The sequence below is a fragment of the Shewanella sp. SM21 genome, from assembly GCF_025654335.1.
GTDB classification, from domain to species: Bacteria; Pseudomonadota; Gammaproteobacteria; order Enterobacterales; family Shewanellaceae; genus Shewanella; species Shewanella oncorhynchi.
Map to the genome: position 1 here is coordinate 20800 of NZ_JAKKRL010000005.1, position 16396 is coordinate 37195.

Sequence of the window (16396 nt, forward strand, 5' to 3'; positions counted from 1 at the left end):
CTAGGCAACAGGAATTATCTATTTTCGACAGCAACATCTTATTAATCTTGCGATTCTCTCGCCCAATATCCTGCCAACATGGCGCCAGACAAATTATGCCATATCGAGAATATCGCGCTGGGAATGGCAGAAATGGGGCTAAAGAATTTAATACATAAAGCAGTGGCGAGACCGGAGTTTTGTAGGCCAACTTCGATAGAGATAGTTTTACAAACTGTGTGGTTAAAGCCTAATAAACGGCAACAGAAATAGCCTAAGGCGAGACCAAGACCATTATGCAAGAACACGGCAAGCAGAATAATCGGGCCAACTTTACCAAACTGATTGGCATTTAACGCCACGATAATCGTAATCGCCATCACAATTGCCAAGATAGAAATCAGTGGCAATGCAGGAGCGACTTTAGCCACCAGCGATTTAAAAAAATGATTGATAATCACACCAACGCTGACAGGGATCAGCACAATTTTCACTAAACTCAGCAGCATATCAGCGAAGGGTATATCGATCATCTCACCAATCAACAGCTTAATAATCAGTGGTGTTAACACCACGCCCGCTAAGGTTGACAGTGCCGTCATGGTTATCGATAAAGCCACGTCGCCTTTTGCTAAATAACAGACCACGTTTGAGGCGGTGCCGCCTGCAACACTGCCCACTAACACCATGCCTATGGTGAGTTCCCTATCTAATCCTAATAACAGGCTAATTAGTAATGCACTGAGCGGCATGACAGAAAATTGCAGCACGAGTCCTGCGAGTACAGCACGTTTCTGTTTGAATGCATTAGCAAAATCCTGAAGATCTAAGGTGAGCCCCATAGATAGCATGATTATCACCAACAGCGGCACTATGGCGGATTTAAGCTCAGTAAACCAACTCGGTATCAGATAAGCTGTCATTGCGCCTATCAGTGCCAACAGCGGGAAGAAGCGGTTTACGTTTGCCAACATAGTGGGCCCTTTACATCAAGAGGTTATTTTTATCGTTCGGATGATGACAGCCGACCCTTGGATAGACAAGCGCTAATCCGCCAGCAACAAAATGCCTAGAATGGTGATTTTCAATCTCAGCATTTAGACTGACACGGCAAGCTAACCCCGCAAATCTACAATAAATTCCGCTAAAAAATGCATGATAAAAATGCATTCTCAATCGCTAAAACATGATCTGCTTAACAAAAAGCCCGTGATTTCCTTGTTAGGAAACCGTAACTTATAACCAGTTCACGTTTTAACAATTACATACGAGGTAGTCTTATTGCGCTAGGTGGTCGTGAATTACCTAAAGCAATTTCGGTGTTTACGGTTAGCACTCTCAGATAGGAATCGTTATGTCATCAGTTATTCAAACGCTCAGCGGCGCTATCGCAACGCCTTATCAAGCGAATATTACCGTCCCTAACTGGATGCTCGGCTCGATGGAACGGGTCATGCAGTACTATGTCGATAAGAATCTTCGCCTCGATACGCTTTCAGCAGAAATGATGCCAGCACCGGTTGAAGGCAAAAAATATATGCTATACGCACATATTCCCTTCTGCCATACCCTGTGCTCTTACTGTACCTTCCACCGTTTTATGTTTAAGGAAGACAAGGCGCGTGCCTACTTCATCTCATTACGTAAAGAGATGGAAATGGTCAAGGCCCTCGGCTATGACTTTGAATCTATGTACATTGGTGGTGGTACCACCACGGTATTAGAAGACGAATTAGCCCGTACCATAGAACACGCTAAAACCCTATTTCCTAGCATTAAAGAAGTCTCCTGCGAGTCCGATCCGCAGCATTTAGACAGCCCAGGCTTTAAACAGCTCAAAGGCTTAGTGGATCGCATGTCTATCGGCGTACAAAGCTTTAATGACGATATTTTAAAAATGACCGACCGACTCGATAAATTCGGCACGGGTCAGCAAACCTTCGACAAGATCATGGGTGCCAAAGAGTTGTTCCCTATTATCAACGTCGACCTGATTTTTGGTTTCCGCGGCCAAACCGATGAAGTGATCCAACACGACCTCGACATGGCATCGCGCTTAGACCCAAGACAAATTACCACCTATCCGCTGATGATCACTCATCAAACCCGTAAGAGTGTTAAAGGCAAATTAGCGGCGCCGCAAGCGGATATGGCAAACCAATATCGCCAAATATTAAATAGCCTTAATGGTCAATATAATCAATTGTCTGCATGGGCATTTGGTAAAACCGATGACGAAGGATTTGATGAATACGTTATCGATTACGACGAATACTTAGGGGTAGGTTCGGGCTCATTTAGTTTCTTAAATGACACGCTTTATGTGAACACTTTCTCGCTACGTAAGTACCAAGAACGCATCGCAGCGGGTCAAATGGGTGTCGAGCAACAAAAGAACTACAGCAAAAAAGACGTGATGCAATATCGCTTTTTGCTGGGCATGTTCTCCGGCCGTTTATCGCGTAAATATTTCCGCGAAACCTTTGGCGTCAATTTAGATACCGCCTTATTTAAAGAAATGACCTCGATGAAACTGATTGGTGCGATTAAAAATGACCCAACAGATCCCGACAATCTGATCGTCACCGATAACGGCAAGATGATGGGTCTATTGATGATGAAAGAGTTTTACGCCGGCATGGACAACGTGCGCGCTCAATTGCGTAAGCCACTCAAACCCTGTGATATGTAACACTTATTGATGATTGTTGATTCATAAAGACTAAACAGGCCCTTCGAGGGCCTTTTTGTTAACTCGGTTTAAAGGTAATCTTGCCCAGTACTATTAATTGAGCACAATCCCAACAATAAAGGAGTATTCGTTATGGGTTTTAATGAACAAGAAAAACAAGCCTTATTAGCACTCAAAGGCGTTGGCCCGACGGTAATTAAACGCTTCGAAGAAATTGGTATCAGCTCACTACAACAACTCGCCCAACACGAAGTGGATGATATTGCTAACTTAGTCGCCAGCATGCTGCGCACCACTTGCTGGAAAAATAGCCCACAAGCGCGAAATGCGATAAGTGCGGCCATCGACCTCGCCCGCGCGCAATAATAGTTCCCCATTGATACTAAAACATCCAACTAGAGTTAAGAAGTACATGTCAGCACACTTAGCCATACCCCTTTTTGCTATAATTTTACTCGTCTACGGAGAAACTGCCTCTGCCAACGATAGCAGTTTTGGGGATGCTAATGGCTCTATTACCTTGAAATATCAGCCTAATATCAGTATGGATAAAGAGTCCCTCTTCATCAGCGAGACCGAAGTCAGGGTCGATTATGTGTTTACCAACACCAGTTCGCAGGATCTTATCGTCCCCATCGCCTTCCCCATGCCACCAATGTTTTTTGGCTCCGCCGATCACAGCAGCATTGATAACTTCACCCTTAAAGTGAATGGCAAAACCCAGCCAACTCAGCACAGGCTTGTTGCCCAACTTGCCGATAAAACCGATATTTCAACCGAGCTGAAACAGCTTGGCTGGGGTGTAGATGAAGTCGCTTACTTTGCCGAATATGCCGAAGTCCCCAAGGGTAAACCCGCACTCCCCAAGCAATGGTTGGATGAGGACCAACAAATCGCCTTTACCCTAAGCGATTACTTTGTGTGGGAACAAACCTTTCCCGCGGGCCAATCTGTCTCCATCAGCCACAGTTACACGCCAAGCCTCTCAACGGGCATCCCCGATACTGCCAATAGTATTATCGATACTTACACTGAACTGGCCTGTTTAGATGAAAGCGCCAAGCAAGGTATTCGGAAGCGTAATCTCGTTGTCAAACAAGACGGTGAAGATCAGGAGATTGGCGTCGAATGGAGCCATCTTAGCTATATTTTGGTCACAGCTAATAACTGGCAAGGGTCGATTAAGGACTTCAAACTCACCCTAAAAAAATCCCAGCCCACAGATCTTATTAGTTTGTGTTTTGATGGCGAGCTTAAAAAAACTGACCCACTCACCTTTGAGTTCCAGCAAAAACAGTTCACGCCAAAGCAAGATCTCAGCGTCCTGTTTATTCGTAAACCGAATTTTGAATAATCAAAAAAGAAGCCAGCTAAGTGCTGGCTTCTTTATAACTCGCTATTTTTAATTTAAAAACTATAAGTCATACCTAACCAGTAACGTCGGCCATCTTCGATATAACCGTATTCCTCTTGGGTAATTTCCTTATCGAAGGCGTTATAAATGCCCACACTAAATTTCAAGCTATCGTTCAACTGGTAGTTAGCCCCCAAATCCAGCAGAGTATAAGAAGGGGCGATTAAACTGCTCGATGAAGGTCCTGTCGTCGGTTGGCTCTCTTCGCCACGGTAGTTCACCCTTAACCAAGTGCTTAAATTATCAATAGGCTCGTAGTTGAAAGACGCTTGGATCAAATGCTTAGGCAATTGATTCAATGGGCTACCTTTATAAACACCTGTCTTTTGCTCCGAATCCGTATAGGTATAGTTACCCGTCAAACTCAAGTTTGAGCGAATGCGATAGTCGAAACTCAGTTCAATCCCTTGGGTCACAGCTTCGTCGACGTTCACATAAGTCGTTGGATTAGAACCAAATTGATTTGGGCCATCAGTACATTGAGTCGCAGGACAGGCAACGCGGGTGATCTTGTCATTAAACTCGTTATAGAACACACCCGCGCTGGCGGTAATGCTCTCGGTCAGATCAGAATACAAACCTAACTCGTAGTTAACTGAAGTTTCAGGTTGTAAATCTGGATTACCGTACATGTTGCCACCACGGCTGACTTGTCCCCAGTCGGGCACTGTCTGACGTAAACTCGGCGCCCTAAACCCTGTTGATACACCGCCCTTTAAGGTGGTGCTATCGGTTAATCCCCACACGCCATAAACGCGCGGACTGACATGATTACCAAAGTTTTCATCATCATCCAAACGCAGCCCCATGGTCAGAGCAAAGCTATCGACAATGCGCCATTCATCCTCGGAAAACACCGACCATTGTTTGCGACTAATATCAGTTAAGTCACTCACTTGGTTACCTGTTTCGTCGGTTAAATCTTGATGGTTGAATGCTGCGCCAAAGGTCGCTGTATGACTTTGGCCTAACGTAGTGATAAGGCTAGATTGCGCATCCGTGTTAGTGATTTTCATCTTACGGGTTTTATTATCAAACACTTCATGCTTGATATAGCTATCCGAAGTACCAAAGTCCCAACGACCTGTATGTGAAAGGGAGAAGGAGCTGTTTTCATATTCTGTCGTTGAAGATTCAGGGCAACCGCGACGACCACAGGCTTCGCCCGGTGCTAACGGTGTGACGGTTTTACCTAAACTGCTGTCGAGTTCTTGGTTAGAAGTGCCAACTTCAAACATGATATCGTGATTTTCATTAGGCGTGAGCGCAAATCTCGCTGTCAGATTAGTCGCATCGCGACCTCGGTAACCACCATAGATTTGATCTTCTTCACGCTGGGTATATTGACCATAAAGTTGCATCCCTAGCAGATCTTTGATCAAACCACCGTTGACGAAAAAGTTGCCTTGATACACATTTCCCGAGTCAGACTTTTCCTGCAAAGTGCTGTCGAGTCGCACCTCACCCTGCCACTCGTTTGGCACTTTGCGAGTGATAATGTTAATTACCCCACCAATGGCATCCGAACCATAAAGTGATGACATAGGCCCGCGAACAATTTCAATTCTATCGATGGCCGCCAATGGTGGCGTCCAAGCGCCTTCAACGCCTGGGCCGTCACTGTTGGTCCGTGTCTCGCGCGAGGATTGCCGTTTACCATCCACTAAAATTAACGTGTATTGGCTGCCCATGCCCCGCAGACTGATATCCTGACGGTCTGCACCGCCCGTAATCACTACGCCGGGCACTTCTAACATGGCATCGGTTAAGTCGCGGTAAAAGCGGTTATCCAGATCCTCACGGGTGATCACGCTGATAGAAGCCGGCGCATCGCGAATTTGCTGTTCAAATCCCGATGCAGTCACCACGATTCTTTCCATCATCTTTTCTTTATCTGACGCGGTATCCGCAAGGGCATTAGTTACTGGTACTGTGGGCAACAAACATAAAGCGGTGATCACTTGAGCAAGGTACTTCTTACGACTTAACAACATAACCGACAAGTCTCCATTGAGCAAAGATTGTAAATGAGAACAATTTTCAATACGGCAATGTATCTCTATGTTACAATCAGCTCAAGTTAGACTTTAGGTATTCACTTGTAAGAGTTACTTAAAAATGAATAAAAACATGATCAAAGGGATGATCGTTTTTGCGACAATCGCAGAAAAGGGCTCAATGAGTGCCGCAGCGCATCAATTAAATCTCAGCTCGTCGGCGGTAAGTCAGCAAGTGACCAAGCTTGAAATGGACATGGGGATCAGCCTATTCCACCGCAATACCCGCAACCTCACACTCACCGAAGCGGGCAGTTTGTTCTATGAGAATTGCCGCAAGGTCATCGCGATAGTCGAAAGCACAGAGCAGAAACTTAATAACTTGAAAGGTATTCCATCAGGGGAATTAAAGATTGCCGCGCCTATAGGATTTGGCGGCGGCCTGTTAAGCGAACCTTTTCATTACCTGTTGGCTGCACATCCACAGATAAGTTTGAATTTACTGCTGCAAGATGGCCCGATAGATATAGTCAACGACGGTATCGATCTGGCGATTTGCATCGGCCCCTTATCGGATTCCAACTTAATTGCCCGCCATTTAGCCGATTGGCGTATGTTACTGTGCGCCTCCCCCAATTATCTGCCAATGCATAAAAACCTTAGCCACCCAACGGAGTTAGCTGAATTAAATCGGATCTATCACACTTATGCTAAAGGCGATATCTTAACCCACGCCTTCAGCCAAGAGTGTTTTGAACTGACAAGCCAGCGAATTAGCGTCAACAATATGCAGGCGTTAATTCAACTCACACTCGATGGTCTAGGATTTGCCGCCCTGCCCGAACCTGAAGTACACAAATACCTCGAAAGCGGCCAACTGGTCACCCTATTACCCGAATGGTCACTCAATACCTACAGTGTTTATAGCGTAACGTCGGCGCGGGATAAGCAGCCCGCAAAAGTGAAAGAAGCGCTCAATGCACTTAGCCAATACTTTAGTCAGGCAGATTTTCACCAAGCCTATCATGTTAATCTGGGCCATCAAAAAGATGGCGTAAACGATAACGTAACCAATATCTTACCAATTAAAACTAAGAAAAAGTCACATCATCTTGATGTTGGTCACGCATCTTGAGGATACCTTACACGCATTCATTTCTGCGCTAAGCTGGGGTATTCTGCGGTGATAAACCGATAAAAAGATGTAACTCGATGAAAGATGTGGCCTTAGTGTTGGAAGGTGGTGGCCTCAGGGCCATTTATACCGCAGGTGTATTAGACGCGTTTTTACAGCAGTCACTTCACTTCAACTATGTAATTGGGGTATCTGCAGGTGCCATTTATCCCGCGTCCTATGTATCCCGCCAATTTGGTCGCAATCTCCACATTCAGCAGCAATATCTCAATGACAAACGCTATATGGGCATCCGCCATTGGCTGGCAACCGGTAATTATGTCAATACAGACTTTACCTACCGTCGCATGGCTTATGAGTTGCTGCCATTTGATTTTGATACATTTTTAAATAGTAATACCGAATTCAAGGTCGGCGCCTTTAACTGCAACACAGGAAAAACCGATTACTTTGGGATGGCCGATTTTAATGATCACGATAAATTGCTTGACGTGCTCATTGCCTCCTCTAGCCTGCCTTTTATGTCTAAACCCAGCGTGATCAACCAAAATCCTTACCTCGATGGCGGCATCGGCGAACCGATACCAGTAGCGCAATCACGAAAGGACGGTTACGCACGCCAAGTCGTGATCTTGACTCAAGATGAGCATTATCAAAAATCCGCGATGAAAATGAATTGGTTAGCCCGCAAAACCTATAAACACTACCCCGCCGTTGCCCATGCGCTAAGTGAACGCCATAGTGTTTATAATCAAGCATTAGTCGAGTTAAACCAAGCTGTTGCGAGTAATAACGCCTTTGTGATCCGTCCAGCACTGTCACTTAATTTATCCAGGCTCGATCGCAATATCGATAAGGTGACCGCCGTCTATCAACAAGGGCTAGCGGATGGAAAAGCAGTCTTACCCACATTAACCGCTTGGTTAACGGCGCCAAAAGTGCCTAAAACTGAGGTGTAATCGAACGCAGCACTTGACTAATAATCAACTCTCGCAGCCATTTATGGCTCAAGTCGTGTTCGAAGTGTTTGTGCCACATCAATAAATACGCACCGGGAATCAGCTTGATGGGTGATGGTAAAGACTGAAGCTCAAAAGACTTCATCACAGCCAAGGCATAGCGCGAAGGCGCGCAGAGGATCAAATCGCTCTGTTCACACAGGGTGAGAGCACTCTGAAAGTCGGTCATATTCACGGCAATATCCCGCTGACGGCCCTCGAGTTGCAACACATCATCCAGCAACCAATGCTCTAAACCGCCAAAGGCCACTTGCAGATGGCGATAACTCAAGAAGGTATCTAAATTCCATTCTTGTGTTAACGCCGGATGATCACGACGCATCAAACACACTGGATAATCCTGCACTAACTCAACATGGCATAAGTCATCGGGAATATTATTCACATGCATGGGTGAACGCTCATCCCACTCGCGGCAACCTATGGCTAAGTCGATGTCGCAGCGCAGTAATCTGTCCATGGTATCGAGTCGCCACGTTTGGCAATTGAGACTCACACCGGGCGCTTGAATGAGCAACATGGGCATAAAATGGGGAAAGGTCAGTGAATAGGTGGTTTCGACCAAATGCATTCTAAACTGTCGTTGGCTCAAGGCGGGTTCGAAGGTGTCCGGCCGAGTAAATTGCGCCAATTGCTGTAAGCATTGGCGTAACTCAGGCGCGAGTGACAAAGCCTTGGGCGTCGGTTTTAGGCCATAGGCGGTACGCTCAAATAAAGGATCATCAAACACTTCCCTCAGACGTGTGAGCTGTTTACTCACCGCCGACTGGCTCAAATGCAACCGCGCAGCAGCGGCGGTCACGCTTTGCTCCTCAAGTAGAATTTCGAGTACGGGCAGTAAATTCAGATCCAAACGTTTTAGCATCTATGCCTCATTCACCCCAAAATAATGACTAGGGTTGCACTTTTTTAAATGGATTTAACCTTAAATTCTGCGGCAACTTCATCAATAACAGTGACAATAAAATCACCGCGATTCCCATCCATTGGCGCATATCTAAAGTTTCCCCCACAATCATGACCCCTAATGATACGGCAACCACAGGGTTGACTAAAGCGACCATACCCATGATTTCTGGCCCTAAGTTTCGCATCGACCACAGCCAAGCCCAATAGGCAACGGCGGTGTTGGCAATCACTAACCATATCAGTGAAGGTACAAGCGTCATACTCGGTAGCTGCGGTGGCCCTGCCATAAACCAAGCCAGTGGGATCAACATCAAACCGCCTAATAATAGCTGCCACGCGGTCAGCACTAAAAAGTCACCCACATCCCACTTTTGCATCCAGCGAGAAGAAAAGGCAATTAACGTAGTGGCGCTCAACATGCACAACACGCCGATAGGATCGAGATCCGCCGACGGGTTAAGCAGTAAAATGACCCCACCTAATCCCATCAAACCTAATAATAACCACTTCATTCCTGGGCGTTTTTTATCAATAAGCCAAGCCAGTATTAAGAAGATGAGCGGCAGAGTGGCCCCTAAGGTTCCCGCCACAGCGCCCGGCAAACGATACGCACCGATAAATAACAAGGTGAAGAAGGCACCGATATTACAAAAAGCCAGCAAACCAAGCTTTGACCAAACCAAAGTTGGCAAACGAGGACGCAGCATCAGCATTAATATCCCCGCAGGCAAGGCACGCCACACGGCTACCCAGTAGGGCGACATGTCATGTAAGTAGAGACTCACTAACGCATAGGTCGTCCCCCAAAATACAGGGGCGAGTAACGCAATAATAAAGGGCATAATGACTTCTTGAAAAGTATCTTGATATTGAGATATGTTACTTTGAGATAATAAAACAGGCAAGCCTTGAGATAACAATTCCACCGATTACAACCTCTATTGCATGAACTTAGCCAAATCCACCCACAACAGACACTGCGCTTGGGCACCGTTTGCCGTATAATCGGCCGTCATTTTCTACAGGCGGGCCAGTATGTTCCATATCGCACTCTATGAGCCAGAAATCGCACCTAACACAGGTAATATCATTCGCCTTTGCGCAAACAATGGCTGCCAGCTACATTTGATTGAGCCATTAGGTTTTGATCTAGAAGAGAAAAAGCTACGCCGCGCGGGTTTGGACTATGCCGACTTAACCAATGTGACTCGCCATAAAGACTTCGATGCTTTCCTCGAAGCCATGGCAGGCAAGCGCATTATGGCCTGCACCACTAAGGGGAGTCGCCCGCATACAGAGCTGAGTTTTGCCAAAGACGATGTGCTGCTATTCGGCCCAGAAACCCGAGGTTTACCGATGGCGATTATCGAATCTATCCCCACTGAGCAGAGACTACGCATCCCCATGGCGGCCACCAGCCGTAGCTTGAATCTGTCTAATGCAGTGGCAATTATCAGCTATGAAGCATGGCGCCAACTGGATTTTGCTGGCGCACTTTAAGCGCTATCGAAGGTAAATCGGATTAGCGACTAAGGAGATGGCGCGACTGGCGTCATCTCTATCCCGCGAAAAAGCTGATAGCGATCAACATCATCATCTAAATATTGAATATTCTGCGTCCATTGCCATGCGTTAGCTTGAACACCAGCCCCCTTTACCTCAAACAGTAATTGAATTAACGCAGACCGAGCAGTCACCACGCCCTCACCCAGCAAAGAATAATCGCCATTTTGACGATATAAGCTAAAGACTTGCTGCTTCTCTTGGGACACGCCATCGTAATAGGTCAACAACACTTGCTCGCCCTGCTCCCTAAACCACCAGGTTTCACTATAGGGCGCACGCGTGCCAACACTCACAGACAATAACAGCTGCCGCTTATCATGGGAGCAAAATCCGGTGACTGTCACTTTTCGTGGCGCTTCCCCCACTTTGGCGGCATCGCCCACCCATTGACCAGTAAACTGAGGGCAAAACTCACTAAAACTCACCTTAGCCGCGTGCGCAGCCAGAGGAATAGCAGCACTCAGTGCGATTATCACTCCCCATAATAGTCTTAATCGGTTGATTTTATTCTGCATCTACCTAGTCCTCAGCCGAAATATCACCCTAGATTAGCCTGTAATTCTGTCATCAACAAATCACAATTAGCCGACAACCATTCACAGATGCTTACACAAAGCGTCCCGCTATGGGTTATCACTCAGTTTGCTTTCATGCTCGGTTTCTATACTCTCGAATCTGCACTACAAATAAAATCATTATAACTATATGTATGATAAGGAGACTCACAGTGAAGAAGACAGGAATCTTATTGCTCTGTCTGTTGATGCCATTCGGCTCAGCATTTGCGGAGCAGGGTAAACCGCTCTCGGTGGAATTGCTCTGGCAACTTAAGCGTATTGGTAGCCCAGTCGTATCGCCCTCTGGTGAGCATATTATTGCGCCAGTCACAGAATATGATCTGAAGGAAGATAAAGGTTCGACCCAGTTATGGCATTTTGATGGCGAAGGTAAAAATAATCGTGCTATTACAGTCAAAGGGTTAAAGGTGAGCGAGCCCGTGTTTTCACCTGACGGCAAAACCTTAGCCTTTGTGAGTGAGCGAAATGAAGACGACGCAGGCCAAATCTACCTATTGCCTATGGACGGTCCGGGTGAAGCGCAGCGCTTAACCGACATACCTACTGGCGTAAATGGTATTAAATGGGTTGGCAAGCATTTGTATTTCATCAGCAATATATTCCCAAATCAAACATGGGACGAGATGAAAACCCAACTAAAAGCCGACGAGGACAATAAGGTCTCAGCTCGCCAGTGGAACGCTTTGCCCTACGCTCAGTTTGATCACTGGTTAGATGAACGTCGACAAGCCCATGTATTTAGGATCCCCGCTTCGGGCGGCGAAGTCGAATCCGTGACGCAAGCGCTCGGCCATGAGTTACCACGCTCGAGCCAAAGCAGTTCAAGTTACGATATTTCGCCTAATGAACGCTTAATTGCCTTCAGTACTTATGGCTCAGACAACCGTATCGACCCTAAACTGGATCTTTTCCTTGCAACGATTGGCAGTGGTAAAGCAGAGAATATCACCCCAGAAAATCAAGCCGCTGATGCTGATCCCAGCTTTAGCCCCAATGGCAAAACGTTGGCTTTTACCCGTCAGAAAATCCCCGGTTTCTATGCCGATACTTCAAGGCTGATGTTACTGGATATCGATAGCCGTAAACTTAATACGCTAACACCAGAGTGGGATCGTTCGGTCAGCCAATTTAATTGGACCCCCGACAGTAAAGGCTTTTATGCCACCATCGAAGATGCCGCCACTAACCGCATTTATCATATCGATGCCAAAAACGGTAAAGTCAAAGCCATTACAGAGGCAACTGACTTTAGCCAACCCGCCATAGGTAAAGACGGTGAACTGATTGCCACCAACGAGAGCTTTTTGCACCCAGCGCGCTTGGTCAGCATTAATCCCCGCAATGGTAAGACGGTACGCCTAGAGAATTTTAATGACGATATTCTCAAAGATGTAGATTTAGGCACTTACGAATCAGTGACCTACAAGGGATATCAAAATCAAGATATTCAAATGTGGGTTCACTATCCCCCCGGATTTGATCGCAGTAAAAAATATCCCCTCTTTATGCTGGTTCACGGCGGGCCACACAACGCCATTACCGACGGTTTCCATTATCGTTGGAACGCACAAACCTTCGCCTCTTGGGGATATGTCACTGCTTGGCCAAACTTCCATGGTTCTAGCGGCTTCGGACAAGCGTTTGCCGATGCGATTAACCCAGATTGGAAGAATAAATCCCTCGAAGATGTGCTCAAGGCAGCCGACTGGTTTAAACAACAAAGCTGGATAGACAGCGACCGCATGGTGGCGGGTGGCGCAAGTTACGGCGGTTATCTGACCTCAATTATTTTAGGTCAACCACATCCCTTTAAAGCCTTGTTGATCCATGCTGCGGTTTACGACATGTATTCACAAATGGCGTCGGATTTTGCCGTGCACAGTACCCGATTTGGCAACTACTTGGATAATCCTGAGCTGTATAAAGCCATTTCTCCGCATTACTTTGCAGCTAACTTTAACACTCCGACCTTAGTCAGCCACGGTCAGCTCGACTACCGAGTACCTGTGGGACAAGGATTTGAACTGTTCCGCACCCTGCAAACTCGCAATGTGGAATCACGGATGATTTACTTCCCCGATGAAAATCATTGGGTTATGAAACCCAATAACTCTATCTATTGGTATAACCAAGTGAAGGATTGGATGACCCATTATGCTAAGCCGGGTGGACAATAAACGCTGCATCTAGCACCAAGAACAGAAAAGCAAAAGGTCTGCACTATGCAGACCTTTTCTTTATTGAATCAAGCCTCGCAATGATGGCTTATTGGCCAAATCCCGTGGCTTTAATATCGACGGTTTGCACTTTGCCGTACTTAGCGGCAATAGGTGCAATCTTAGCCGCATTGCCAATCAGCACAAATTGCAGATCTTTTTGCGGGAAGTAAGTTTTCACTAACCTTTGGGTTTCTTCTAAGGTCAAACCATCCACCTTAGCTTGGAACTCATTGATAAACTTATCATCGAAACCGTATAGATACATGCCAGATAAGAGCCCCGCCAGCTGCCCTGAGGTTTCAAACTGAGGCGGGAACTGACCCTTAACGTAGGCTTTAGCCGAATCTAAGGTCGCTTGATCTACACCTTTTTCCCATAAACGTGCATAGGTTTTTAAGGCTAAATCCATCGCTTCTTGAGTGGTTTCCGTCTTAGTGAAAGTGCTGATTGTGAATACGCCCGAATCGGTATAAGGGCTAAAACCTGAGCGTGCGCCATAGGTTAAGCCTGCGTTCACCCGCAGCTCGTCGTTAAGCCAAGAGGTAAAACGACCACCTAAAATAGTGTTCACTACCGTTAAACCTACATAGTCTGGATTGTCACGACTAATACCTAAACCGCCGATCACAAAGGTGGTTTCGATAGCATCGGGTTTATCCACCAACAAGACTTTGGCCTCGGTCAACTGAGGCAAACCTCGGTTTAAATCAGGCTGCACCAGTTTTTCGCTGCCCTGCCACTGACCAAAGGTTTGCGTCAGCTTGGCTTTCATCGACGCCACATCAAAGTCACCCACGACAGTTATCGCGGTATTGGAAGGTTGATAGTAACTCTTATGGAAGGCGCGCAACTGCGACACTGTCACTTGCTCCAGTGAATCACGGTTACCCGAAGCCGCATTGCCATAAGGATGGGCACCGAATACGAGCTTATCGAAGTAGCGACCAATCACCGCCCGCGGGCTTTCTTTATCCTGCTGCAGCCCAGCAATCGCGCGCTGTTTGAGTTTATCGAACTCGGCGGCATCAAAATCAGGCGTTAACATCGCCGCGCTAAATAAGCCCAGCATCAAGTCAATGTCCTTCGCCATAAAGTCAGCACTCAGATAACTGCCTTCCTTATCCGCTTCGGCCACTAAACTTGCACCGAGAAAATCCACTTGCTGCTCGATATCCGCCTTAGATTTCCCCGCCGCACCTAACAACAAACCTTCTGCTGTCATTTGTGCCACGCCTGCGGTGGTGTCATTCACTGCACCGGCGCGTACCACGGCATTTAAGGTAATTAACGGCACTTCGCGCTGCGGCATTAAGTACACAGTTAAGCCGTTATCTAACACAAACTTATCGTAACTTGGCATCGCAAAGCTGCCAGTATCGACCCGCTTTGGTGCCGATGTCGCCGCGCAGCCCGCTATGATTAAGCTTGTGCCTAAAGCCAATGCTGCCATTAACTTAGACGATTTCCCAAGTGATGCCATCTTAAGTGATTTCACTGCTGTCGATTTCATAGGGAAGACTCCTCAGTTGCCGCCAGCACAGCCACAGTGCGATTCGATTTACGTAAGTAGGTTTGGGCAACTCGTTGAATATCCGCAGGCGTCACCTTGTTATAGGCTTCAGGTGCATTAAATAACTTGTCGTAACTGCCAAAATACATCTCATAGGTGCCTATGGTATTAGCCTTACCATTAATGGTTTCCATCGAGCGATAAAAATCCATCAACTTAATATTTTTAACTTTATCCAATTCTTGCTGGGTAATACCTTGGGCCGCAATCGCATCGATTTGCTCAATCAACGCATGCTCCAGCGTCGAGGCTTTCACCTCAGGTGTAGCAACACCCATCACATAGAAGAGGTTAGGATCGACCGACATCGGCATGTAGGTTTGCGCTTCTAAGGCCACTTGTTTATCAACCAATGATTGATATAAACGCGAGCTATTACCTTGGCTTAGAATCGAGCTTAATAAGTCCAGCGCATAAAAATCCGCATGAGTTGCCGCTGGAATGTGATACGCCAACATCACATTAGGTGTGCTGACCGATGCCTTTTGCACAAAGGTGCGACGCTCACCCTTTTGCTCAGGTTCGACAGTGCGAATCGCTTTAGGCGGAGTCTGTGCCGGAATAGGCGCAAAGTACTTGTCTGCCAAGGCTTTTACTTGGGCAAGCTTTACATCACCGGCAATCACGACCACGGCATTGTTCGGCGCGTAATAGGTTTTATGGTACTGGACTAAATCTTCCAGCGACCAAGCGGCGATATCCGACTCATGGCCGATCACCGACCACGAATAAGGGTGGGCTAAAAACGCCACACCTTTGATTTCGCCTTCGAGGGCATTCCAGTTAGAGTTTTCTAAGCCAGTGGAACGCTCCGACTGCACTACGCCACGTTCGCTATCGACCATGGCTTGGTTGATATCTAAGTTAGCGATGCGGTCAGCTTCGAGATCGAACATAGTTTCGAGCGCATTGGCGGGGAACCAATCGGTATAAACCGTCATGTCTTCAGTGGTATACGCATTGTTCGCGCCACCTGCGGCTTCCATAGTACGGTCGAACATTTTTGGGCCGTACTTTTTCGAACCGTTGAACATCATGTGTTCGAAAAAGTGCGAAATACCGGTAATGCCGGGCACTTCGTTACGTGAACCGACCTTCCAAAATAAATACATGTTGGCATTGGGAATTGAGGCATCTTCTAGCACCATGATTTTCATGCCGTTATCTAGCGTGAAACTCTTAATGTCTTCTGCCGTGGTGGCCTGTACTTGGCTTAGGGGAGTCAAAAGTCCCATGGCCAACACAAGAGCCGATAGCGTGCGCTTCATCTTGTTCGCTCCTTGCTGTAAATATCCACATATAGAGGTAAATTGTTTAA

The 16396-nt window shown here is 46.6% G+C and carries 14 protein-coding genes; 7 read left to right on the top strand and 7 right to left on the bottom strand.

Features of this window, described 5'->3' with window-relative positions:
- Positions 1-41 precede the first annotated feature (41 nt).
- The gene (locus L5L94_RS07770) at positions 42-953 is read right to left on the bottom strand and encodes a bile acid:sodium symporter family protein (protein ID WP_263162311.1); all 912 of its coding nucleotides are present in this window, start codon (positions 951-953) and stop codon (positions 42-44) included.
- Positions 954-1333: 380 nt separating this feature from the next.
- Between L5L94_RS07770 and L5L94_RS07775 the strand changes: the two genes are divergently transcribed.
- The 3 genes from L5L94_RS07775 (at position 1334) to L5L94_RS07785 (ending at position 4025) form a co-directional block, all read left to right on the top strand.
- Positions 1334-2671, top strand: coding sequence for a coproporphyrinogen III oxidase family protein (locus L5L94_RS07775; protein ID WP_263162313.1), 1338 nt, complete (start codon positions 1334-1336; stop codon positions 2669-2671).
- A 132-nt stretch (positions 2672-2803) separates the two neighbouring features.
- Positions 2804-3037, top strand: a complete 234-nt coding sequence (locus tag L5L94_RS07780; protein ID WP_011787794.1) for a hypothetical protein — start codon at positions 2804-2806, stop codon at positions 3035-3037.
- Positions 3038-3083: 46 nt separating this feature from the next.
- Positions 3084-4025: a DUF4424 domain-containing protein gene (locus L5L94_RS07785; protein ID WP_263162316.1), complete on the top strand. Its 942-nt coding sequence runs from the start codon at positions 3084-3086 to the stop codon at positions 4023-4025.
- Between the two features lie 53 nt (positions 4026-4078).
- Here L5L94_RS07785 and L5L94_RS07790 read toward each other — a convergent pair whose 3' ends face one another.
- Entirely contained in the window at positions 4079-6079 is a 2001-nt protein-coding gene (locus L5L94_RS07790; protein ID WP_263162318.1) for a ligand-gated channel protein, read from the bottom strand.
- 124 nt (positions 6080-6203) lie between these two features.
- Here L5L94_RS07790 and L5L94_RS07795 point away from each other — a divergent pair, with 124 nt between their 5' ends.
- Complete coding sequence (locus L5L94_RS07795; protein WP_263162321.1) at positions 6204-7217, top strand: LysR family transcriptional regulator; 1014 nt, start codon at positions 6204-6206, stop codon at positions 7215-7217.
- 77 nt (positions 7218-7294) lie between these two features.
- On the top strand, positions 7295-8176 hold the full coding sequence (locus L5L94_RS07800) for a patatin family protein (protein WP_263162324.1): 882 nt from the start codon (positions 7295-7297) through the stop codon (positions 8174-8176).
- Here the strand turns inward: L5L94_RS07800 and L5L94_RS07805 are convergent.
- Both L5L94_RS07805 and L5L94_RS07810 read right to left on the bottom strand, forming a co-directional pair.
- Positions 8160-9101 (bottom strand): LysR family transcriptional regulator, encoded by a 942-nt coding sequence (locus tag L5L94_RS07805; protein ID WP_263162325.1) that lies wholly within the window; start codon positions 9099-9101, stop codon positions 8160-8162. The genes L5L94_RS07800 and L5L94_RS07805 overlap by 17 nt on opposite strands.
- Before the next feature lie 28 nt (positions 9102-9129).
- The gene (locus tag L5L94_RS07810; protein WP_173248142.1) at positions 9130-9987 is read right to left on the bottom strand and encodes a DMT family transporter; all 858 of its coding nucleotides are present in this window, start codon (positions 9985-9987) and stop codon (positions 9130-9132) included.
- Positions 9988-10180: 193 nt separating this feature from the next.
- Between L5L94_RS07810 and trmL the strand changes: the two genes are divergently transcribed.
- Positions 10181-10645, top strand: coding sequence for a tRNA (uridine(34)/cytosine(34)/5-carboxymethylaminomethyluridine(34)-2'-O)-methyltransferase TrmL (gene trmL, locus L5L94_RS07815; protein WP_006079682.1), 465 nt, complete (start codon positions 10181-10183; stop codon positions 10643-10645).
- 29 nt (positions 10646-10674) lie between these two features.
- On the opposite strand, the gene L5L94_RS07820 is transcribed toward trmL, so the two are convergent.
- Positions 10675-11226: a hypothetical protein gene (locus tag L5L94_RS07820; RefSeq protein ID WP_263162327.1), complete on the bottom strand. Its 552-nt coding sequence runs from the start codon at positions 11224-11226 to the stop codon at positions 10675-10677.
- A 212-nt stretch (positions 11227-11438) separates the two neighbouring features.
- On the opposite strand from L5L94_RS07820, the gene L5L94_RS07825 reads away from it, so the two are divergent.
- Positions 11439-13466: an alpha/beta hydrolase family protein gene (locus L5L94_RS07825; protein WP_263162329.1), complete on the top strand. Its 2028-nt coding sequence runs from the start codon at positions 11439-11441 to the stop codon at positions 13464-13466.
- Between the two features lie 88 nt (positions 13467-13554).
- On the opposite strand, the gene L5L94_RS07830 is transcribed toward L5L94_RS07825, so the two are convergent.
- On the bottom strand, positions 13555-15018 hold the full coding sequence (locus L5L94_RS07830) for a M16 family metallopeptidase (RefSeq protein ID WP_263162332.1): 1464 nt from the start codon (positions 15016-15018) through the stop codon (positions 13555-13557).
- The gene (locus L5L94_RS07835) at positions 15015-16346 is read right to left on the bottom strand and encodes a M16 family metallopeptidase (protein ID WP_263162335.1); all 1332 of its coding nucleotides are present in this window, start codon (positions 16344-16346) and stop codon (positions 15015-15017) included. The genes L5L94_RS07830 and L5L94_RS07835 overlap by 4 nt, the downstream gene beginning before the upstream one ends.
- Positions 16347-16396 lie beyond the last annotated feature (50 nt).